The organism is Sphingomonas sp. Leaf67, from assembly GCF_001421965.1.
Classification (GTDB): Bacteria; Pseudomonadota; Alphaproteobacteria; order Sphingomonadales; family Sphingomonadaceae; genus Sphingomonas.
In genome coordinates this window covers 369,201-388,820 of sequence record NZ_LMLP01000001.1, presented here as the reverse complement: position 1 = coordinate 388,820, position 19,620 = coordinate 369,201, and the positions used below count along the sequence as shown (strand labels likewise).

The 19,620-nt window shown below is 64.4% G+C and carries 24 protein-coding genes and 2 tRNA genes; 16 read left to right on the top strand and 10 right to left on the bottom strand.

Annotation, left to right across the window (positions count from 1 at the left end):
- Positions 1-15: 15 nt before the first annotated feature.
- Entirely contained in the window at positions 16-255 is a 240-nt protein-coding gene (locus ASE90_RS01890; RefSeq protein WP_055995176.1) for a hypothetical protein, read from the top strand.
- Here the strand turns inward: ASE90_RS01890 and ASE90_RS01885 are convergent.
- Entirely contained in the window at positions 192-1,010 is an 819-nt protein-coding gene (locus tag ASE90_RS01885; RefSeq protein ID WP_055995173.1) for an IclR family transcriptional regulator, read from the bottom strand. The genes ASE90_RS01890 and ASE90_RS01885 overlap by 64 nt on opposite strands.
- Positions 1,011-1,038: 28 nt before the next feature.
- Positions 1,039-1,914 carry an ROK family protein gene (locus ASE90_RS01880; protein ID WP_156361380.1) on the bottom strand — a complete coding sequence of 292 codons (876 nt, stop codon included), beginning with the start codon at positions 1,912-1,914 and terminating at the stop codon, positions 1,039-1,041.
- 168 nt (positions 1,915-2,082) lie between these two features.
- On the opposite strand from ASE90_RS01880, the gene ASE90_RS01875 reads away from it, so the two are divergent.
- The 3 genes from ASE90_RS01875 to ASE90_RS01865 all read left to right on the top strand — a co-directional run bounded on the left by ASE90_RS01875 (position 2,083) and on the right by ASE90_RS01865 (position 3,375).
- The gene (locus ASE90_RS01875) at positions 2,083-3,108 is read left to right on the top strand and encodes a LacI family DNA-binding transcriptional regulator (protein WP_055995170.1); all 1,026 of its coding nucleotides are present in this window, start codon (positions 2,083-2,085) and stop codon (positions 3,106-3,108) included.
- 65 nt (positions 3,109-3,173) lie between these two features.
- Positions 3,174-3,249, top strand: a tRNA-Ile gene (locus tag ASE90_RS01870).
- Positions 3,250-3,298: 49 nt separating this feature from the next.
- Positions 3,299-3,375 (top strand) — tRNA-Pro (locus ASE90_RS01865).
- 49 nt (positions 3,376-3,424) lie between these two features.
- Here ASE90_RS01865 and xerC read toward each other — a convergent pair.
- The 8 genes from xerC to ASE90_RS01830 form a co-directional block, all read right to left on the bottom strand.
- Positions 3,425-4,504 carry a tyrosine recombinase XerC gene (gene xerC / locus ASE90_RS01860; protein ID WP_055995167.1) on the bottom strand — a complete coding sequence of 360 codons (1,080 nt, stop codon included), beginning with the start codon at positions 4,502-4,504 and terminating at the stop codon, positions 3,425-3,427.
- A 2-nt stretch (positions 4,505-4,506) separates the two neighbouring features.
- Positions 4,507-4,770 (bottom strand): hypothetical protein, encoded by a 264-nt coding sequence (locus ASE90_RS01855; protein ID WP_055995164.1) that lies wholly within the window; start codon positions 4,768-4,770, stop codon positions 4,507-4,509.
- A complete protein-coding gene (locus ASE90_RS01850; protein ID WP_055995161.1) occupies positions 4,767-5,237 on the bottom strand; it encodes a hypothetical protein in 471 nt (156 codons plus the stop codon). Before ASE90_RS01850 ends, ASE90_RS01855 begins: the two co-directional genes overlap by 4 nt.
- The gene (locus ASE90_RS01845; protein WP_055995157.1) at positions 5,234-6,475 is read right to left on the bottom strand and encodes a phosphoadenosine phosphosulfate reductase family protein; all 1,242 of its coding nucleotides are present in this window, start codon (positions 6,473-6,475) and stop codon (positions 5,234-5,236) included. Before ASE90_RS01845 ends, ASE90_RS01850 begins: the two co-directional genes overlap by 4 nt.
- A gap of 115 nt (positions 6,476-6,590) precedes the next feature.
- A complete protein-coding gene (locus ASE90_RS01840) occupies positions 6,591-6,950 on the bottom strand; it encodes a hypothetical protein (protein WP_156361379.1) in 360 nt (119 codons plus the stop codon).
- Entirely contained in the window at positions 6,943-7,086 is a 144-nt protein-coding gene (locus tag ASE90_RS19465) for a hypothetical protein (RefSeq protein ID WP_156361378.1), read from the bottom strand. The genes ASE90_RS01840 and ASE90_RS19465 overlap by 8 nt, the downstream gene beginning before the upstream one ends.
- Positions 7,083-7,361 (bottom strand): hypothetical protein, encoded by a 279-nt coding sequence (locus ASE90_RS01835; RefSeq protein WP_156361377.1) that lies wholly within the window; start codon positions 7,359-7,361, stop codon positions 7,083-7,085. The genes ASE90_RS19465 and ASE90_RS01835 overlap by 4 nt, the downstream gene beginning before the upstream one ends.
- 353 nt (positions 7,362-7,714) lie before the next feature.
- Complete coding sequence (locus tag ASE90_RS01830; RefSeq protein WP_055995147.1) at positions 7,715-8,296, bottom strand: LexA family protein; 582 nt, start codon at positions 8,294-8,296, stop codon at positions 7,715-7,717.
- Between the two features lie 6 nt (positions 8,297-8,302).
- Between ASE90_RS01830 and ASE90_RS20100 the strand changes: the two genes are divergently transcribed.
- The 12 genes from ASE90_RS20100 (at position 8,303) to ASE90_RS01770 (ending at position 19,620) form a co-directional block, all read left to right on the top strand.
- On the top strand, positions 8,303-8,611 hold the full coding sequence (locus tag ASE90_RS20100) for a hypothetical protein (RefSeq protein ID WP_162235038.1): 309 nt from the start codon (positions 8,303-8,305) through the stop codon (positions 8,609-8,611).
- Positions 8,608-8,997: a hypothetical protein gene (locus ASE90_RS01820; protein WP_055995143.1), complete on the top strand. Its 390-nt coding sequence runs from the start codon at positions 8,608-8,610 to the stop codon at positions 8,995-8,997. The genes ASE90_RS20100 and ASE90_RS01820 overlap by 4 nt, the downstream gene beginning before the upstream one ends.
- Positions 8,994-9,470 (top strand): hypothetical protein, encoded by a 477-nt coding sequence (locus tag ASE90_RS01815; protein WP_055995140.1) that lies wholly within the window; start codon positions 8,994-8,996, stop codon positions 9,468-9,470. Before ASE90_RS01820 ends, ASE90_RS01815 begins: the two co-directional genes overlap by 4 nt.
- Positions 9,470-9,760, top strand: coding sequence for a hypothetical protein (locus ASE90_RS01810; RefSeq protein ID WP_055995137.1), 291 nt, complete (start codon positions 9,470-9,472; stop codon positions 9,758-9,760). The genes ASE90_RS01815 and ASE90_RS01810 overlap by 1 nt, the downstream gene beginning before the upstream one ends.
- Complete coding sequence (locus ASE90_RS01805; RefSeq protein ID WP_055995134.1) at positions 9,757-10,314, top strand: hypothetical protein; 558 nt, start codon at positions 9,757-9,759, stop codon at positions 10,312-10,314. Before ASE90_RS01810 ends, ASE90_RS01805 begins: the two co-directional genes overlap by 4 nt.
- A complete protein-coding gene (locus tag ASE90_RS01800; RefSeq protein ID WP_055995132.1) occupies positions 10,299-10,778 on the top strand; it encodes a hypothetical protein in 480 nt (159 codons plus the stop codon). The genes ASE90_RS01805 and ASE90_RS01800 overlap by 16 nt, the downstream gene beginning before the upstream one ends.
- A gap of 311 nt (positions 10,779-11,089) precedes the next feature.
- Positions 11,090-14,107, top strand: coding sequence for a phage/plasmid primase, P4 family (locus ASE90_RS01795; RefSeq protein WP_156361376.1), 3,018 nt, complete (start codon positions 11,090-11,092; stop codon positions 14,105-14,107).
- A gap of 260 nt (positions 14,108-14,367) precedes the next feature.
- On the top strand, positions 14,368-14,847 hold the full coding sequence (locus ASE90_RS01790; RefSeq protein ID WP_156361375.1) for a DUF6362 family protein: 480 nt from the start codon (positions 14,368-14,370) through the stop codon (positions 14,845-14,847).
- Between the two features lie 275 nt (positions 14,848-15,122).
- Positions 15,123-15,734, top strand: a complete 612-nt coding sequence (locus ASE90_RS01785) for a hypothetical protein (RefSeq protein ID WP_055995127.1) — start codon at positions 15,123-15,125, stop codon at positions 15,732-15,734.
- A 2-nt stretch (positions 15,735-15,736) separates the two neighbouring features.
- Complete coding sequence (locus tag ASE90_RS01780; protein ID WP_235531618.1) at positions 15,737-17,878, top strand: phage terminase large subunit family protein; 2,142 nt, start codon at positions 15,737-15,739, stop codon at positions 17,876-17,878.
- A gap of 3 nt (positions 17,879-17,881) precedes the next feature.
- Entirely contained in the window at positions 17,882-18,097 is a 216-nt protein-coding gene (locus ASE90_RS01775) for a phage head-tail joining protein (RefSeq protein ID WP_055995123.1), read from the top strand.
- Between the two features lie 5 nt (positions 18,098-18,102).
- Entirely contained in the window at positions 18,103-19,620 is a 1,518-nt protein-coding gene (locus ASE90_RS01770) for a phage portal protein (RefSeq protein WP_082449301.1), read from the top strand.

Genomic DNA, 19,620 nt, shown 5'->3' with positions numbered 1-19,620 from the left:
AAGGAGAAGCGCGCGATGACCGACGACGGAAAGCAACCCAACCAGGCCGTGGGAAACGGCTCCGACACCGCGAAGCCCGACGGCGTCAACACGCCACCCGGCGGCGGTCAGTCAGGCGGTGGTGCCTATCCCAACCCGCACGACGACAGCAATGCCGGACGGTTCGACGGCGGACAGAGCCTGAAGGACTATCATGGCAGCGAAGGCGCCAAGGAAAATGAAGCCGCCGGTACCGAAGGATCGGGGTCGGCATAGCCCAGATCGCGACTGATCGCCCGCGCTGTCGCCGCGACCTGCGGGCCGATCGCTGCGACCTTGTCCGGGGTCAGATATTGCGCGGCGGTGGCGATGCCGATCGCTGCGACGATATCCCCGGATACGTCACGGATCGGCGCCGCGATCGATCGGATGCCGTCATTGCCGACGCTATCGTGGATCACGTGGCCGCGCGCAATATCGGCGCGCATGTCGGCAACCCACCGGTCGATCGCGGCCGCATCGTCGGCTCCGGTCGCACGGCACAGCCGCGCAAGGCCATCGTCACGCTCGTCGAACAGCAATGCCTTGCCCAGCCCGGTTCTCGCTACCGGCCGCCGGTCGCCGGGGCGGGTCGACACTTCCAGCCGCTGTCGCCCCGCCGCCCGGTCGAGGTGGAGCGAATGATCGCCGTCGCGCCGCCCCAGAAAGACGCAAAGTCCGGTATCGGCCGACAGCGCCTCCATGCGCGACCGCGCCACGCGCACCAGGTCGATGCGCCGGTGCGCGGTGAACCCCAGTTGCAGCAGCGTCGGCCCCAGCGTCAGCAAGCCGCGCTCGGCCTGCGCGACATAGCCGCGCTCGACCAGCGCAGCCGCCAGCCGGTGCGTCGTCGTCCGGCTAAGGCCCAGCGTGCGTGCCAGTTCGGCCACGCGCAACGGTTCGTCGCGCAGTGCCTCGACCAGATCGAGTCCGCGCATCAGCGTTTGCGTGCCGCGCGATGCGCCGGACGGTTCTTCGGTGCTGTCGTTCATCGCCCGAACTGTGGATCACTGCGCGGCGTTACGCCAGCGCGTCCTGCGCCATGACCAGCGTACCCAGCGGACCGGCCTCGTCGCCCAGCGCCGCGGAAACAATCCGCGCGTCGATCGATCCGGCATCGACGAAGCCCAGATAGCCGCCCAGCGCGGCGACGACCCGTTCGCGCACCATCGGCAGCACCTGCGGCTGGCCCAGCCCGACCCCGCCGCCGACGATGATACGGGCAGGGGACAGCGTCAGGAACAGTGTCGCGAATGCCTCACCCAATGCATCGGCGATGTTGCGCCACGCCGGATCGTCGGCCGACAGCAGATGCGCCGGCCCGCCGGTCCGCGCCGCGATCGCTGGCCCGCTGACCAGCCCTTCCAGACAGTCGCCGTGAAACGGGCACGCGCCGGCAAAGGAATCGTCCGCGCGACGGCGAACACGGATATGTCCCGCTTCGGGATGCATCATGCCGGTCACCGGTCGCCCCCCGGCGATGATCCCCATACCGACGCCGGTGCCGACCGTGACGTACAGAAAATCGGACAGGCCGGCCCCGGCCCCGAACGCGCCTTCGCCCAGTGCCGCGCCGGTAACGTCGGTATGGAACGCGATCTTGTCGAAGCCCTGCGCCAGCGGGCCGACGATGTCGGCACCCGCCCAATGCGGTTTCGGGGTTGGGAGCATGATGCCATCGGCGACCGAGATCGGCCCGAAACTGGCGATGCCGATCGCGGCGGGGCGATGCTCCTGCCGCCACTGCGCCAGTTTCGCCGCGATGATGCCCAGCGTTTCGTCGGGGGTGGTCGTTGGCACGCGGAACCGGTCGATGATCTCCCGTCCGCGTCCGACCACCGCGATCGATTTGGTGCCGCCCAATTCTACGCCAGCCACGATGGTGTCGGAATGCATTCGGTCCTCTCCTTCAACTGGCCGGCGTTGTGCCGCACCACCGCGCGACATCGCAAGTAAAGCGCGCCACCGGAACCGGCTAACGTCTTTCACAATCGTTTGCAACGTTTGAATATGCGCGGATATTTTGCTGGCGGACCGCAAGATTTTGTTCGTACAAGCAGCCGCATGGAGCAAGATGCACAGATATCGCGGGTGCGAACCATTGCCGATCTGGCGCGGCTGGCGGGCGTGTCGCCGGGCACCGTATCGCGCGCGCTCGCGGGCAAATCGTTGGTGAATGCGGAAACACGGGACCGGATACAGGCGCTTGCCGCCGAACACAGCTTCCGCCCCAACCAGATGGCCAGCAGGTTGCGGACCCAGCGTACCGGGGTGATCGGCGTGGTCGTGCCGCTCGGGCATGAGCGGCGTCAACATCTGTCGGACCCGTTCTTCATGACGATGCTGGGCTTTCTGGCCGACCGGCTGACCGAGGACGGTTATGACCTGATGCTGTCGCGGATCATTCCCGATGCGACCGACTGGCTGGAGCGGATCGTCGATTCGGGCATGATGGACGGCGTCCTGCTGATCGGTCAGTCGGATCAGGTCGATACGATCGAACGCGTTGCCCGCCGCTATCGCCCGCTCGTCGCTTGGGGCAGCAGCGATCTGCCGGGGCAGGTGCATTGTGCGGTCGGCTCCGACAATATCGCCGGCGGCAAATTGGCCGGCGAGCGCCTGATCGCGCGCGGCGCGCGGCGCATCGCGTTCCTTGGCGAACTCCGCGCACCGGAAATACGTCAGCGTTATGAAGGCGTTGCCTCAGCTATGGCGACTGCGGGCATTGAACATCCGCCGCTCCAACTCGACACCCACCTAGCCTCCGACATCATGGTGCAGGAAGTAACCGCGCATCTTGACCGCGTCGGTGGCGAGATCGACGGCATCGCGGCGGCGTCCGACGTGATTGCGCTGACGACGCTGCGGGTGCTGGCCGATCGCGGCATCCGCGTGCCCGACGACATGCCGGTCGTGGGCTATGACGATCTGCCGCTGGCGCTCAGCGCGATGCCGCGCATCACGACCGTGCGACAGGATATTGCCCGCGGTGCCGATGCCATGGTGTCCGCGCTGTTCCGCCGCATCGCCGGTGAGGATGCGCCGTCGGTGATGATGCAGCCGGTTCTGGTCGAACGCGATTCCGCGTAAAGGGCACAAGCATCAACGCCCTTGCGCCGGCGTGGCCGGCGACGCTATCGCTGCGCCCGCAGGTGGGGCCTGTAGCTCAATGGTTAGAGCTGGCCGCTCATAACGGCTAGGTTGCGGGTTCGAGTCCTGCCGGGCCCACCAAATGCCTGCTTGCATCGCGGCCGATACCGGCCTAGGCGCAACTCCTCGTCGGGGAGTGGCGCAGTCTGGTAGCGCGCCTGCTTTGGGAGCAGGATGTCGCAGGTTCGAATCCTGTCTCCCCGACCATAAAAACAAGCACTTAGCGATAGCCCGGCAGACCCGGTTTACAGGCGGTTTACACCGCCGCCGTTTTGGTCGCCGCGATCCGCTTCCCAATCTCGATCACAACGCGATGCTGCGACACGTACTTCGAGCGAATTTTCGATACGTCTTTCGTCGTCCAGCCAAGGATATCGGCGATCTCCTGATCGGTCAGACCGGCGATCATGCACCGCGTCGCGAACGTGCCGCGCAGGTCGTGCAGGTGGACGGTGATGCCGGCGGCGATCTTGGCGTCACGGAACCGCGATCCCAACCCCATCGCCGTCCATGGCCGCCAGTAGCTATTCGACAGTACGGTCTCGGGCAGCGGCTTTTGCCGGTCCGGCCGCTTCGCTGCCATCTCGGCAGCGTGACGCGCGCGAATCCGGGCGAGGATCGCCTTTGTCTCGGGCAGGATCGGGACGGTCACCATCGTCCGGCCCCGACTCTTGCCGGTGTGCCAGACGATCGCGTGATCGCCGATCGCGCTCCATGGCAGGCGGACCAGATCGCCCCGGCGTAGACCGGTGGCGGCGGCGAGGTCGATCGCCTCCTGCACCTCCACCGATGCTTCCTTCGCGAAGGCCGCAAAGTGTTCGGCTTCCCAGATGATGTCGGAGCGGTCCTGTTCGTACAGCCGGTCGGTGTCGAACAGGACATTGAACGGCAGCATCCCGCGATCGACGGCCCAGCTTAGCAGCGCCGAAAAGGCGGTGATCGCGGCGTCGGCACTGCGCGGCTGCTCGGCCCAGCGGTCGCGCCAGTCTAGCACGTCGCCACGGACGCGGCGATCGGCGAACACTTTCAGGGGTGCCTTGCCGAACTCGGTGCTGATGCGCGCGTGCCACGTGCCGTAGTTGACCCGCGTCGAGGCGGCCAGCTTCTTCCAAGCCGCCGATTCGGTGTAGCGCGTGATCAGGCCGTCGATCGTGTCGGACGGCGTTGCGGATGCCGGGCGCGTGGCGGCGGCGGCGTCGGTCAGCGCGGCGGTGATGGCCGGCTTGGGTCCGCCTTCCTTGCGATGAATGAGCGGCCCGCCCCGCCATGCATAGACGTAGTGAATGACCGGTTTGCCCGGTCGGCGCTTCGTGACGATATGCAGGCCAGCGGCCACGGCTATTTCCCTCGCTGCGCTTTCCATGCAGCGTATGCATCGTCGCCGCCAACGGCAACGGCCGGCGATGACAGGTTGAACTGGTCGGCGATGATCCGGTCCAGCTGGGCACGCGCCCACAAGGTGTTGCCGCCTTCCTTCACGCCGACCGCACCGAAGCGGGTCAGGAACGTGTTCTGCGATATGCCCATGTAGGCGGCAGCGACCGGCGCGGTCATGCGCGCGGGCCAGTCGGGCAAGCCCTCAAGGCGCGACAGTGCGGTCATGCGGCGGCACGCCCTTCTGTCCTGCTCGCACGCCACGCGGCGTTGGCATGGGCCACGTCGAGGATGTGGCTGATATGGTCGCGCGGGCGGGCGTGCCATGCGAGAGCGGCGACGGCTTCGGCGAAGTGCGCGGCGTCGGCATCCTCGCCGTGGCGATCGGCCAGCGTGCGCGCGCGATCGGCGGCGGCGTTCAGGTCGGTCCGCAGTTCGTGCGGATAGGTGCCTTCGGTGCCGTTGCTGACGATCCATGCCGTCTCGGCGTCATAGGGTGGTCGGCCAGCGGCGATGCTGTCCCATTGCGCGACCAGCGCCGTGGCGATGCGCAGGCGGGCGGTGGCGTCGGCTGCGGTTAGGCGGCCTTTTTCGACCTGTTGCGGGTCGAGGGTCCGGCGCTGGTCGAGGATGCGGCGGGCGGCGCGCGCGAGCGCGGGCCAATCCGAAGCCAAGGCTGGGCCGGGCATCTTCATGATCCGACCATATCGCGAAAGAGAATGGGTTGGGTCGAGCCGTCCGAATAGACGCTGTCGAGCCACGCCGCAGCGCTGGGTTCGTCGCCGCCCCATTTGTCAGGGAAGGTTCGTGCGGCGATTAGGCCCCGGATCAGCGCCTCTTCTTCGGCGTTGATCAGGTCGATGCCACGTTCTGGCCTGCCGGCGCTCGCCGCGCCGACACAGACCCGGCGCTGAATATCCAGAATTTGTTCGAGCGCCATGCTACGCGCGGCCAACGTCAGCGGCCCCATGCGTTGGGGGTTCTTCGCGATCGCGCCGGACTTCAGGCGTTCGACACCGCTCTTGCGGTGCCGCTGCTCTGGTTCGCGCATCCACCGGTAGATCGGTCGCAGTTCTTGCAACGGATGGACGTGCTGCCATCCGTTGATTCTGCAGATGACCCGCAATGCGGTATCTTCGGCGGCGAGCGGACAGGCGACACATCCCGTGCGGGCGTTAATTTCTGTCGCATCATCGCCGCCATACGCGTCGGCAAGGATCGCGGTCGGCCATCCGCCGAAAGCGGTCTGAGGGGCGAAAACCTTGAGCCAGTCCCAGACGATGCAAACGCGCCAGTGCAGGATCGGCGCGAGGGTCGCGGTGCGACCCCGGATGCCCTTCGCATTCGGCAGCACCTGTTGATACCAGCCCTGTCCACATTCTGCTCCGTCTTTGGAGCAGGACATAGCAATGCGACCGTCGCGCTGGGCACTCTCGCCCTCGCGAACGCCGGTGATGGTCAGCAGAGTGCCCGGCAAGCTCTCGAGCACGACCGCCATAGCGGCCGCCATCGGATCAACCTTGATCTGTCGCGTGCACCAGCGAAGCGTGTTGTTGTTCGGCGGCGGCACGCCCCGGCCGAGAATGTACGGCATGAACCGCTTTTCAATTGGGGCGCGAACGACGATCACCTCGATCCAATCGATCCGTCGAAGCATTGCCATGATGAGTTCGGCGGACGCTTGGATGGGAGGCAGTTCCTGCCGGGTGTCGGCGTACAGCACATAGAGTCGCTTCGGTCGGCGCAGCATACCTGCGTCGATCATGTGCACGATCAGGGTCAGGACGGCCGTGCTGTCCTTCCCGCCCGACCACGCGATGGCGACGTGTTCGTGCCGATCCCAGTAGGCGAGCAGCGACGCCAGCGTCAGTTCGATTGCCTCTTCGTGAAGCATCCGAACGCCGCGTGCGAAGAGGTTATCGACGGCGGCCATTACCGAACGCCTCGCATGATAGATGCGGTCGCGTTTGCAGCGGTGAGCAGGGCCAGCCACAGGGTTGCGAGCAGGATGCTGCCCAGACTGGGGCGGCGCAGGGTCGGGCGACGGATCATCGGGCGCGTGCCTTATCGATCGCGGCAGTCGCGAGGGCGTCGGCTGCGGCCTCGGCTTCGTCGCACAGTTTCGTGATGTTCGCCGCGATGCCGCGCGCGGTTTCGACGGTCATGTTGTGGCCCATGCCGACCGCTTCGTCCTGGGGATCGTCGTCGTACGTCGGGGAATAAAGGAAAATGGTCAGGAGCTTTGCGCCGCTTTCCATTTCGCTGGTCGCCACGGCGATGCCGGGTGCTGCGACGACCAGCACGTCTTCGCCGTTGTGGAGCGGGACATAGGTCGGGGCGAACATGGGCGCTTCCACGCTCTCGGTCGGAGGGCTGGCGATGAGGCGGCAGCGGGGAAACTCATCCATGGTCCACGCTCCATTCCGGGCCGCGCCGAAGGATGCGGGTGATGCGGTGGCGCTGGGGGATGATGGTCGCGGCGATCGAGCCGACCGCGACGACGAAGGCGCTGGCGAACAGCGCGTAACAGCCGGCGGCGATCACGCCGCTTCCACCACGCGAACGTCGCGCATGATGGGGAAGTGATGGTGCGGCGGCTTCACGGCACCGTCAGCGCCGACGGCGTGAAGCATCGCAGCTTCGGCCATCGCGAGCAGGGCGCGCGCCTGTTCAGCCAGTTCGGTGGCGGACATGACCGAGTTGCCGATGTGGCGACCCGTTTCGTCGAAATAGCGGAGCGAGACGGCAGCGGCCGGACCCTTCGGTCCGGTCAGCGGCACCGTTACCGCACGCAAATCAGTGATGAATGGGGTTTGCATATGGCACCTTCGACCGGCTTATCCGGCAAGTGCCACAATGCGATAATCGCAATTAAAAGGTCAACGGTAAAAAGTGCGATTATAGCAATTCACGTTTCGAGGGTTGATTGTGTTCGTCATTTGTTCCTATTTTGCATCATAGATTGGGGATTGGCAGGCAGCGATGTTCGTTGTGTTTTGGTACCGAGCTAGGTGTTTTGATCGGCCGGTTGGGCCGTGGCGCGAACGATACAGCGAGGCGTGCCGCGATCTTGAAGGGGAAGGGCTGGCTTCACGCGACGAACGTGGGCAGCTATTCATAACTGTTCCCGGCGACGTTCAGGTCAGGCGCGATTTCGATGCAGTAGTAGACGCTACATCCGCGAGGCGCGCCATATGACGCGGCCGACGATCGAGAATGCCGTACCGTCCCCGATCGTTATGTCGACATGAACGGGGTTGCTCGAACAGGGCACTAAACGGGCAGGTTCGTTTGCGAACTGCTTGAACGTCGTTTCTCCACTGTCGTTTAGGACTACGTAAAACCGACCGGGGAATAGCGCCCGGTCATTGGGGTCAACGACCACAGTTCCGCCGTCCTCAACGTATTGATCCATCGAATCGCCTACGACCCGCAAGGCAAACGTACCCTTCGGGATCGTTGGGTCCGGTGTCGGAAGATGGCCAATGGGGTGCTGGATAGCTTCACGCCAATTCCCGCCACTGACCTGTCCTATGATCGGGATGGCGGTGTTTATTGGCGCGTCAACTGTGACCTCCGGGCCAAGCCAGTCGAGGATTGCCGATGCTTCATGAGCTTTTAATAACCGCTTACCGGTCAGTATCTTCGACACTGCTGTCGGGTCGATATTGAGAAGGTTAGCTAGGTCGATTTGACGCTTACCATTGCGCTTCAGAAGGTCACGCAGGTCATCAGGTAAGTGGATGTTTGCCATGCGTTTATGAAGCGGACGCTTGCGAATATCGCAAATGCCATTATCGCAAAATTCTGCTTGCGACGAAATTGCGATTATCGCATTACCGGCGCTATGGACACGGTTCCCCCTGACATCACTTGCCGCGTACTCGCGGGATTGGACGGCACAACAGCCGTCGCCAAGCTGTTGAAGCTGCCGATTTCGACCGTCCATAGCTGGCGGCGTATCGGTATGCCCCCGTCTCGCGCGGATCATCTGAGGCTTGCTGCGGAAGCCGTAGGAAAGATGGTCGATTTCGAGACCGGGCAGGTCGCAGAAACAGTGCCAGCATGAACACCGCGCTGTTGCTTTGCGCAGCGTCGGTTGCGCTCCCCTTCGCTGCGATGAAAGCGCGCCGTAGATGGCGAGACTTCCATCGTGTCCCCAATCTCCACGGAGCCTCCCTGAAGGTCGACGCCGCCAGCGTCCTGAACGGCCACCCTGTCCGCGCGTCGCGGGCCAACCCGTCCGTGGAGCGGAACGAAACGGGCAAGGATGGCAATGGCGGCATTCTGGTTTTGACGACACCAGACGGTGTCGAGGCAAGCTGGATTGCCGAGCGCATCGCCGCGTTCCCGCTCACGCCCGGTCCGGTCTGGATCGGTGTCGATCTGCGGAGTGAGGACTCTTGCGGCGGGCATGACGACGGGGTCGGGCATACGAAAGGGCCTAGCCAATGAGCGGCGGAATGGTCTCTCCGGCTTTTATCCCGATAACGGAAGACGACGCCCGCGAATTAACGCGGGCAATGCTCGTGCCGCTTTGCCAGAGCCTCGGGCCGACCCGTGTAGGCAAGGCGCTGGGCTGCGACGAAAAGACCGTGCGGAACGCGCGGGACGAAACGTCGACGCTACGCATCGACTTTCTCGCGAATGCCCTTGGTCTTAATCCCTTGGCACTCGACGGTTTTCTAGCGCGGGCCGGGCGGCGTTCGGTGCCGGCCGAGTGCGTGGGTGCGGCGGACGGTGACGCGCTCTGCAATTTGCTGAAGGTGTCGCACCTTTTGAGCATGGCCCTTTCGGACCGGCAATCGCCCGGTTCGCTCGATGACGCTGAATTAATGGCGATCCCACCGGACGCGCTGGACGCCTGCGCCAGTGCGATCAGCGCCATGCAAACACGACAGAGCGCGGTTCGCGCGGGGAGGAAGTGATGTCGAAGCTGTACCTGCCGGCGCAGGTGCCGAACGAAGGCGCGCGGCGTCTTTCGGCGTGGTTTCTGTCGCGGTCGTCTATTTCGGCGCGGGGAGCATTAGCCTCCGTCGGTGTGGACTTCGGCAAGCTCGACCGGATGGTCGCGGGTGAACTGATCCCCGGCGCAGACGAACGGTTCGCGATTGCCCTAGCGACCGGTCATGCGGTGCTGGTGCGCGACTGGTCTTCGCCGGCACGTGGCCACTGGGGTGATCCGGTGCCTGCGCGGACGATGCGGCGGGCGGCATGATGCACCAGACTGTCGCGTCGCATCGGCCGATCGATGTACTTGAACCGCTGGCTGAACTGGGTGGCGCGTTCGCCTGTTCGCCGAATGCCCTGTCCAGTTGGGCGATAACGGCCGCTACGAACCGGCGGTGCGTCTATGCGCGCGTTCCTCGCATTGGTGCCGCGCTGGGGGAACGAGCGCGGCTACTGGCTCGAACCGGCGCGGTGCAGATCAATCAGGTACGCAGCAAGGTCGATCCGGAATTGTTCGAATACATCGCGACCCGGACGAACAAGCCGTTCGCGGCGGACCCGGTCGTCCTCGACAAACTGCCGCAGGCGGCGGTCGACGTGCTGGACCTGCTGGAACGCTGCGCGGCGCGCGGCCTGTCGTGTCCGACGAACGCCCAGATATCGGCAACGCTGATCGGCATGACGCCGCAGCGGGTCAGCGACACAATCTGCAAGCTGCGCGACTTCGGGCTGTTGCGGGTTTCCGCACCGAATATCGGCGGCGTCGCGCGGCGGACGATCACCATCGTTAGCACCGGAGAGACGCTATGCCCGGCCGGGTGAACGGCGCTACCCTTAGCGGTGAAGTCGATCGCTATTGCCTGCGACTGGGCATCACCAAAGCCGCCTTGTCGCGGGCCAGCGGTGTGCCTGCGCAGACGCTTTCTCATCTGCTGCGGTCGCGGATCGCGAAGCCCGAGACGGTTCTTGCCGTCCGCAGTTTCATCGCTGCGAATCCCGACCGGTTGCCGGACACAATGCCGTCTGCCCCGGAGCGGGTGATAGCGCCGGTGCCGGTCAAAACGACGGCGAAGGCGGTCAATATCATGGTCAAGGCGACGCCGGCTGAACTGGTGGCCTCGGCCCTGCTCGAAACGCCCAGCGACCTCGTGCGGCACGTCGCCGTTCGCTGGCCGCAAGTCTGGCAGGCGGTGCTGTTGCGAGCGCGCGCGGACGGTAAATTGCCCGGCGTCACGCTGTTGGCGGTCATTGAGCGTGGTCTTGGTATCGAGATCACTTGTGACTGAAGCTGGCATCCTGCGCGACCGGGCGGCGACGGTTTGTCCTGCCTGCGGTCTGCCAAAGCATGGCTGGGAAGTCGTTTGTCGACGATGCCGTCCCGCTGTGCCGGGCCGACTGTGGCAGAGGCTTGGAAGCGCGAAGCGCGAACTGCGGTGCCACCTGATCGCTGGAATCGAACGGGAGATCATCGCGGCCGCGTCCACTGAAACTGGCGCAGCCGGGCCATGATCGATCAGCGTCGGGCAGTCGCCCGTCGCGCTTTGGTGGGCCGCGTTGTGAAAGCGCCCGCCGGTAAGTCTTCGGGGGAATCATCGTCGTGAATACGGTGTCGGCGTTGTCGCCCATGGGGCAGGCAGCGATTGCTTTTGCGCGCCGGGGCTGGGCGGTATTCCCCTGCAACGTCCAGAACGGGCGACCGCTGGTCAGCGGCGATCGGGACGAAAACGACAAGGTCATTCCGAACACGGGTGGACTGCACAAGGCGACCTGTGACGAAGTCCAGATCGAGGCGTGGTGGCGCAGGTGGCCGGTCGCCCAGATCGGGCTGAACGCCGGTGCCAGCGGGCTGCTGCATATCGATTTCGATCCGCGCGTCGACGAGCTGGTCGACGAAGAAACCGGGGAGGTCACGCGCGACGAATGGAGCGTTGATCGGCTCAAGGCCGCTCTGACCGTGCAGATGGGTCAACCGTTGCCGGCGACGCTGGTGTCGTCAACGCCTAGCGGTGGCGAGCATCATTGGTACCGGATGCCGGCCGGTGAGCCGATCGGCAACCGGGGCAATTTGCCGCAGCACGTCGATGTTCGTGGGCATGGCGGCTACGTGATCGCGCCGCCCTCCGAACGCGTCGGGGATCTGAAGCAAGGCGGCAAAAAGGGGCCAGGTGCCTATCGCTGGATCACGGGTGATTGGGCCGATCCGGCCGCCGTAGCGCCACTGCCGGCGGCGCTGGAACGGGTGTTGCGCGAGCGTGCGGCAAAGGTTGGTAGCGGTAAGGCGAAGCCTGCCGCCCGCGCCCGGCCGGGCGTCGCTGTGGCAGCGATCGACGTGTCGGACGATGTTCGCAAATATGCGATGGTGGCGGTTGAGGCGGAATGTCGCGACATCCGCACTGCCGGTAGCGGCAACCGCAACGCCCAGTTGAATACCAGCGCGTTCAAGGTGGCGACTCTGGTCGCGGCCGGCGCGATCGATAGCGGCTTTGCGCGGACCTGTGTCGAGGCGGCAGCGCGGGACAATCCGGGCAACGACGACGATCGGCAACTGGCAGCGACGATCGAAAGCGGATGGATAGCCGGACTTCAGCAACCTCGCGACCTCGAAGAGGTCGCGGCATCATCGCGTTCCCGCCGGGAACGCGGGAACAGGGCGCGGTCCGCGCCTGCCGCCGCGCCGGCCCCTTCCGCCGCCGGGCGGGTAAAAAACGAACCCTTCCGGGTTGGAAGTGTCGATGACCAGCAATCGCTGGGGGAGGTCGACCGGGCGCGGCTGCGCACAATCTCTGCCGCGTGGATGCTGCGGCGTCTCCAACATATTGACCGCACCAAGGATGCTGCCACGCGGCTTGCCTTCTCGGTCGGGCGGCGCGTCGGTGCCGGGCTGATCGACGAATCCGAAGCGGCCGAGACGCTATGGGAAGGATGCGAGACGATCGCGGATGTTCAGCCCGACGATATCGATCAGGCGTTGGGCGATGGCATTGCGCGTGGGTTCGATCCGGGGCCGATCCTGCTGTCGCTCAAGTGCGCCGGGTTCCCGATGACCGATTTCGGCATCGCGGAACGGTTCTTCGCCCGATACGGTGCCGATTACCGGTTCACGACCGCCAAAGGCTGGCTGGGCTGGGACGGGCGGCGCTGGAAGGTGCTGGATCAGGAAAAGGATATCGCGCCGGCCGAGGTGGTCGCGGCGGTGTTCGAGACGGTCCGCGCGATCCAGACCGAAGGGCAACTGGTGCACGACACGGGCGTCCAGTACCAATTGACTGGCAGCGAAAAGCAACAGACGCTCGCGCTGGAAACCGACAATCCTCACGGCCTCGACCACTGGCGGGTCAAGGGGAAGACGTGGGAATTGCATTCCACGATGATGCGGGTGTTCGGTCGGCAGAGCGAGGTTGCCGGCAAGCCGCAGGCCATCGCCAATCTGTCGCGGCGGTGGCTGACGGTGCCGATCGAGGCGTTCGACGTCGACCCCTATGCCATCAACGTCCTGAACGGGACGCTGCGGTTCGCGCGTGAGCGGTTGCCGGATGGGTCGCGATCGTCGAGCGTCGAACTGTGCCCGCATCGTCGCGACGATCTGAACACCAAGTTGGCACCGGTCGACTATGACCCGGACGCGACCAGCCCGGTCTATGACGGGTTCTTTGTGTGGGCGCAGCCGGAGGCCGAAATGCGGCGCTACCTGCACCAGTGCGCCGGCTATGGCGCGAGCGGCGATACCAGCGAGCAAAAGCTGTGGTTCTGGTACGGGCTGGGCGCGAACGGGAAGTCGACGACGATTGACCTGTGGGCGTACGCGCTGGGCGATTATTCGGGGACGATCGGGATTGAGACGTTCCTCGATCAGGGCATCAAGAAACGCGGCGAGCAGGCATCGCCCGATCTGGCGCGACTGGGCGGCGTGCGGATGTTGCGCGCGTCGGAGCCGGAGCGCGGGGCGAAGCTGAACGAAGCGCTGATCAAGGCAGCAACGGGCGGCGAGCCGATGGCGGTGCGTGCGCTGCATCGTGGGTTCTTCGATCTGGTGCCGCTGTTCAAGCTGTTCATCGGCGGCAATTACCGACCCGACGTCCCCGGCACCGACGAAGGGATCTGGCGGCGGCTTAAGCTGGTGATGTGGGACGCCCATGTCGAGGACAACGACCGCGACGAGCAGTTGCCGGCTAAGCTGCGGGCGGAAGCGCCGGGCGTGCTGAACCACATCGTGCGCGGGATGCTCGACTGGCTGGCGAACGGCCTGATCGAACCGCAGGCGGTGTCGGCCGCGACGCAACAGTATCGCGAGGATAGCGACCCGCTGTCCCGGTTCCTGAAGCTATGCACCGAAGCCGTGGTCGGGAGCCGCATCCAGTCGTCGGTGCTGTACGAAGTATTCGTCGCATGGTCGAAGGCGGCCGGCGAGACCGAGTGGAAGCAAAAGGGCTTTTCCAAAGCGATGACCGACAAGGGCCACAAGAAGAAGGCGTCCGACGGCATCCAATGGCTGGACCTGAAGCTGGTTAGAGCCGTATCGGACTTCGTTGACGATCAGGGTCGAGTAATCGAGCATGATACGGATGCCCGGCGATTGCACCCGCCGGATGATGACGATGACTATCTTGCCCCCTGATGCTTCCGGTTCGGAAGGGTGGCGGAAGGTTCCCGGAACGGGAAAAGCGCGGATTTGTGCGGGTTCGGAAGGGTTGGAAGGGTGCGTGCGATATTCTGATGCGGGTGCGGATGCGCGCGCATATGCGCAAGCGAATATACTCATAAACCCTTCCAATCCTTCCAATCCTTCCATTGTCTTTAGAAAATGGTGTCATTTCAATGACTAGACTGTTTGACGGACCCGGAAGGGTCGAAACCGATCCTTCCGCTGTCGGAAGCTTGCTGTCGTTTGCCGAGGTTGAGGCCCGTCTGGTCGAGGCGGTGCGGGTGTCGTGGCGTCTGCCCGACCGTGAAGCGGGGTGGCAGCGGGTGCGGTCGGCATGGCCGGAGATCATGCGCGAAGCGTCAGCGGGCGACTATGACGCACGCGGTGGTGACCTATCCAGTTCGGATGTGAAGCTGCGCACGGTGGCGGCGACGCGGGGCGAGGTGGTGGAGATGGAGCAGGCGTTCGGGTGGCTGGCGGCGGTTGCCGATGACGACCGGCGGTTGGTGGCGCTGGCGATCGGGTGCCTCGCGCGCGGCGACAAGCAGGTGCCGTGGCTGCGGCTGCGCAAGCCGATGGGGGTCACGCGTGGGGCGGAAGGGCTGCGCAAGCGATATGCCCGTGCAGTCGGTCGGGCCTGTGTGTGTGCAAACCAAGGACTTCTGCGGGTGGACGGCGGTCAAGCCGGTATAATGTCGGAACCGAAAATATAGGGTGTCCACATTGGCCGTTGTTTTCGGCTATTTCCCGTCATGCTGGGACGGGCCTTCGGGTACGGCACGGCAATCCCCCTCTCCCCGAGCCTTGCAACGCCCCGTCTGACTTCGGTCCGGCGGGGCGTTGCGCGTTTTAGGGGGGGGCCTTGGGTCCTTCCCGGTCTTTCCGCTTCGGGCGGTGTGGCTTAGCGCGCGGGTTCGGTGTTCAGGGCCGTTTTTGCATTATGAACTTCGTGAACTGAACTGGTTCACGCGTTTGAACGGGACCGATCATGAAGCTGCTAACGAAAGGCGAGTTCGCCTCGCATCGTGGCGTCGGCAAGTCGGCCGTTTCGAACTGGGCGAAAAAGGGTCTGCTGGTGATGGGCGAGTGCCCGGAGACCGGTGCTATCAAAGTCGACGTCGAACGGACCGACGCGCGGATCAATGCTCGCGTTGATCCTATGCGTGGTCGACCAACCGGCGGACTGCCATTGGCTGCGGCAGTTGTCGAGCCAGTAGAGGAAGGGGGTGATCCTCGTCTATCGGTGCGGAGTGCCGCACTGGTGCGTACCGAACTTGCCGAGGAACAGTTGGTCGAGCGGCGCATGAAGAATGCCCGCGATGCCGGTGATCTGGCACCTCGCGTAGAGTTGGAGCGGCGCGCAGCCGAAATGGGCCGGGTCGCCCGTGAACGAATGCACGCCATGTGGCGGGCAATCTCCGAACGGTTGGCCGCCGAGCGTGACGTCCGCGCAGTCATGGCCCTTGGCATCACGGAAATCGACCGTGTGTTTGCTCAGTTGGCGGATGACGTCGAGCGCGGTGCGCTGGTTGCCGATGATGCCACTGATGAAGAGGCGGCCCTTGAAGCCGAGGTTGCGGAACAATTGGCGCAGGAGTGAGCGTGTTCGACTATCAACGCTTCGGCAGCACTGCTGGCGATGCGTTGCAGGGGAACGTGAAGGCGCTCGACCGGGCAATGGCCGCCGGTCTCCGGCCGCCCCGGCGCATGAAGGTTTCGGAGTGGGCCAGTTCCAACCGGCGTTTCGCCGACGACGATCCGATTCCTGGGCCTTGGCGGCATGAAACGGCCCCCGAACTGGTTGAAATTATGGATGCTCTCACGCCGGAGGACCCGTGCGAGGAAGCGTCCATCATCAAGTGCGCCCAGTCGGGCGGTTCGGCTTCGGCTGAAAACTGGATAGGCTTCGTGTCCGATCTCGCGCCGGGGCCGATGCTGTTCGTGCAGGGCACGCTTACTGCCGCGCTGGCATGGGCGGCGGAAAAATTCTGGCCGATGGTCGAGGCTACGCCGAAACTCAATCCGGCGCGCGGAGGTACGATCCGGGCGCAGGGTACGGCGGACGGGGACGGGTCGACAAAAGGCAAAATTCGGTTCTCGCGGTCAAACGGGTTCGTCCTGCTGGCCGGTGCCACATCGGCGGCGTCACTTCGCCAGCGCACCGTTCGTTATGCTGTCGAAGACGATCTCGACCAGTATCCCGACGACGTCGAGGGGCAAGGCTCCCCAGAGACGATGGTCGACCAGCGATTGAAGGTCTGGAAGCGACAGGGTTTATCAAAGCGGCTCAAGATCAGCACGCCGCTGATCAAAGGCACAAGCAAGATTGGCCGGGCCTATGCTGCGTCCGATCGTCGCCGCTTCTATCTGAAATGCCCGGAGTGCGGCAGCAGGTTCGTTCCCGAATGGGGTGACATTCACTGGCCGGACGGTGCGCCGGATCAGGCGCATCTGATCCCGCCGTGCTGCGGCTTCGATCATGTCGAACATTGGCAGAAGGGTGGCATGAAGCTGCCCGATGGCTGGCTGTCCGATGAAATCGCGGGGGAGAACATCGCCCGCGTATTGAGTGAGGAGGATTTTCAAGCTGCCCGTGGGCGGATGCCGGCCAGTGTGAAGCGAGGCTTCCACCTGACCGGCATCATTTCATCGTTCCAGACGTGGGCCGATATGGCGGTCGAATTCGTCGCATCGCTCGGCGACCTCAACAAGATGAAGGCGTGGACCAATCTGGTCCATGGGTTCGAGTTCGAGTTGAAGGGCGGCACCCCCGATTACGAAAAGCTCCGTGACTTGCGTGAGCAGGGATGGGGCGTGCGGCAAGCGGCGATGATGCCGGCCGGCGTACTGGTCGTGACCCTCGGCATCGACGTGCAGGGTGACGGCGTATACGTCGAACTGGTCGGGTGGGGACCCAACGCGGAAAGCTGGACGCTGGACGCGCGGTTCATACCCGGTCCGACCGACGTTCGCGGTGAGGGGGCATGGGTCGTACTGGACCGCTATGCCCGGCGTCCCATGACCTACCCCGGCGGTCGATCCTATCCGATCGATCAAATTTGCTGTGACGCAGGTTACAATACGGAAGCGGCGGAAGCATTCTGCCGCGCGCACCCCAACCGTTTAGCAGTCTTCGGCCGCGCTGGCTGGAACCTGCCAATCTTGGGACGTGGCGAAAATCTGCGGTACGAGCAACAAGGCAGAAACGCCGGGCGCGCCAGCAAACGGGCCGAAGATAAGGCGTACATCGTCGGCACGTTCGGCATCAAGCTGGCGTGGTATGGGTTCCTGCGGACGACGCTCAAGGCTGCTGAAGAGGAGGGCGACGGTGCGATCGTAGCGGCGCGCGGGCGCACGCATTTCAACGTCGACTTGCCTGATGATTATTTCGAGCAGGTCACGTCAGAAACCATCGTCACCGAAACCGTGAACGGCAATCCCCGGCGGACTTGGAAGCCGCTCGCTGGTCGGCAGAACCACTGGCTCGATTGCCGTGTGTACAATGTTGCCGCGCAAGAAAAGTTGATGCTCGACACGCTAAACGACGCCGATTGGGCGCGTCTGAAAGCCGAGAGATACGCACCGAAAGACGATCGGCAGGGGGACTTGCTGACGCCATCGGTTGCGCGGGCGATTGCCAATGCCGCCGACGCTGCTCGGCAGGTTGAGAGCCGCCCGGAACATCGACCCGCCGCGCCACGCGTGCCGGGTAAAAGCAACCCGTTTGGACCAAAGAGGAGATAGTAGATGGCATGGACGGAGGCTGACCTGACGGCGATCCGCGCTGCGATCTCCACGGGTATCCGTTCGGTTACGTTCGCCGATGGCCGCCGCACTGAATATCAGTCGGCTGACCATATGCTGAAAGCCGAGTCCGTGATTGCGGCGTCGCTGCGGATGCAGACCGATGCGCAGACCGGTGTCGTTCGCCGCCGCGTGCCCTATTACAAGAACGGGTTGTAAGGCGGATGGCGACCCCCGGTTTTCTTGCGCGCTTTTTCGGCCGCCCGCCGCAGGCCGCACCGGTTTCGGTGCCGAAGCGTATCGCTCGCGGCCGTGGCGCACGCGCCGAATATGACGGCGCGACCCATGGACGACGTTCGGCGGGCTGGCGGCGAACCCAGTTGGACGCCAATTCGGAACTGTCACCCGTCGTCGCGATGGCACTGCGCGGCATCGCTCGCGACCTCGTGCGGAACAACCCCTTCGCCGCGCGCGGTGTAGCGACCATCGCGAACAACATGATCGGGACGGGGATCACGTTTCAGGTCTATCGCAACGGCGTGGTCGACGATCGGCTGAATTCGGTCGCGCGTCGCCACTTCGACACCAACCAGTGCGATGCGACGGGCCGACACGACCTCTACGGAATGCAGTTGCAAGCGGCGCGGACGATCGTTGAAGGCGGGGGCGTTCTGCTGCGCCGACGTTGGCGGCGGGCGGCTGACCGGTTGCCGTTGCCGTTTCAGCTTCAGGTGCTTGAGACAGACTACCTCGACATGAGCAAGGATGGGCCGTTGCCCGCCGCGCCCGGTGTTGATGCTGGCTACACCATCCACGGCATTCAGTTCAGCCCGATCGGGCGGCGCGAGGGTTACTGGGTCTATGGTCGCCATCCCGGCGCACGGCGACGGGCGGCGTCGACGTCGGCTTCGACGTTCGTAGCGGCGGAGAACGTCGCGCACGTCTTTCGGGCCGACCGGCCGGAGATGGAGCATGGCGCGACATGGTTCGCGCCTGTTATCCTGCGGATGAAAGATTTCGCTGATTACGAAGATGCGGAATTAACCCGGCAGAAGATTTCGGCCGCGTTTGCCGGCTTCGTGTATGGCGGGGAGGACGGTGCGACTTCGCCCCTGATCGGTAGCGATGAACCCCAAGGCGATTTCCCGGCGCTCGATTTCGTCGAACCGGGTACGATCAGCCATCTCCCTAACGGGCAGAAAATCGAGTTTTCCGACCCGCCGAAAGTCGACGGTTATCTCGAATATTCGCGGGTTTCCTTGCGCGCCATCGCTGCAGGACTTGGCACGCCATACGAAGCGCTGACGGGCGACCTGTCGAACGTCAACTTTTCCAGTGGTCGCATGGGTTGGCTCGAATACCAGCGGTCACTGGCGAACTGGCAATGGCTGATGTTCATCCCGCAGTTCTGTGGTTCGGTGGGGCGTTGGATGATCGAAGCGCTCGCGATGGTCGGCGAGAACGTCGAGGGCGTCGAGGTGCGTTGGACGCCCCCCGGCCGCGAGATGATCAACCCGGCCGAAGAAGTGAAGGCGACCCGCGACGCTATTCGCTCGGGGCAGGACACCATTTCAGCCGCCGCGCGCCGTCGCGGCGAAGACCCGGATACCTTCCTGGCTGAATGGAAGGCCGACGCTGAGAAGCTCGATGAGATGGGCCTGATTTTCGACTGCGATCCCCGCCGCGTCACGGCGGTCGGCAACCCCGCTGAAAGCGACCCGACGGCACCACGAAAGGCGTAA

What these genes read in the sequence shown, in the direction of transcription:
- ASE90_RS01890 (WP_055995176.1), top strand. Translation starts at nt 16, where the DNA reads ATGACCGACGACGGAAAGCAACCCAACCAGGCCGTGGGAAACGGCTCC.
- ASE90_RS01885 (WP_055995173.1), bottom strand. Translation starts at nt 1,010, where the DNA reads ATGAACGACAGCACCGAAGAACCGTCCGGCGCATCGCGCGGCACGCAA.
- ASE90_RS01880 (WP_156361380.1), bottom strand. Translation starts at nt 1,914, where the DNA reads ATGCATTCCGACACCATCGTGGCTGGCGTAGAATTGGGCGGCACCAAA.
- ASE90_RS01875 (WP_055995170.1), top strand. Translation starts at nt 2,083, where the DNA reads ATGGAGCAAGATGCACAGATATCGCGGGTGCGAACCATTGCCGATCTG.
- ASE90_RS01855 (WP_055995164.1), bottom strand. Translation starts at nt 4,770, where the DNA reads ATGACCGCACTGTCGCGCCTTGAGGGCTTGCCCGACTGGCCCGCGCGC.
- ASE90_RS01850 (WP_055995161.1), bottom strand. Translation starts at nt 5,237, where the DNA reads ATGAAGATGCCCGGCCCAGCCTTGGCTTCGGATTGGCCCGCGCTCGCG.
- ASE90_RS01845 (WP_055995157.1), bottom strand. Translation starts at nt 6,475, where the DNA reads ATGGCCGCCGTCGATAACCTCTTCGCACGCGGCGTTCGGATGCTTCAC.
- ASE90_RS01840 (WP_156361379.1), bottom strand. Translation starts at nt 6,950, where the DNA reads ATGGATGAGTTTCCCCGCTGCCGCCTCATCGCCAGCCCTCCGACCGAG.
- ASE90_RS01835 (WP_156361377.1), bottom strand. Translation starts at nt 7,361, where the DNA reads ATGCAAACCCCATTCATCACTGATTTGCGTGCGGTAACGGTGCCGCTG.
- ASE90_RS01830 (WP_055995147.1), bottom strand. Translation starts at nt 8,296, where the DNA reads ATGGCAAACATCCACTTACCTGATGACCTGCGTGACCTTCTGAAGCGC.
- ASE90_RS20100 (WP_162235038.1), top strand. Translation starts at nt 8,303, where the DNA reads ATGAAGCGGACGCTTGCGAATATCGCAAATGCCATTATCGCAAAATTC.
- ASE90_RS01820 (WP_055995143.1), top strand. Translation starts at nt 8,608, where the DNA reads ATGAACACCGCGCTGTTGCTTTGCGCAGCGTCGGTTGCGCTCCCCTTC.
- ASE90_RS01815 (WP_055995140.1), top strand. Translation starts at nt 8,994, where the DNA reads ATGAGCGGCGGAATGGTCTCTCCGGCTTTTATCCCGATAACGGAAGAC.
- ASE90_RS01810 (WP_055995137.1), top strand. Translation starts at nt 9,470, where the DNA reads ATGTCGAAGCTGTACCTGCCGGCGCAGGTGCCGAACGAAGGCGCGCGG.
- ASE90_RS01805 (WP_055995134.1), top strand. Translation starts at nt 9,757, where the DNA reads ATGATGCACCAGACTGTCGCGTCGCATCGGCCGATCGATGTACTTGAA.
- ASE90_RS01800 (WP_055995132.1), top strand. Translation starts at nt 10,299, where the DNA reads ATGCCCGGCCGGGTGAACGGCGCTACCCTTAGCGGTGAAGTCGATCGC.
- ASE90_RS01785 (WP_055995127.1), top strand. Translation starts at nt 15,123, where the DNA reads ATGAAGCTGCTAACGAAAGGCGAGTTCGCCTCGCATCGTGGCGTCGGC.
- ASE90_RS01775 (WP_055995123.1), top strand. Translation starts at nt 17,882, where the DNA reads ATGGCATGGACGGAGGCTGACCTGACGGCGATCCGCGCTGCGATCTCC.
- ASE90_RS01770 (WP_082449301.1), top strand. Translation starts at nt 18,103, where the DNA reads ATGGCGACCCCCGGTTTTCTTGCGCGCTTTTTCGGCCGCCCGCCGCAG.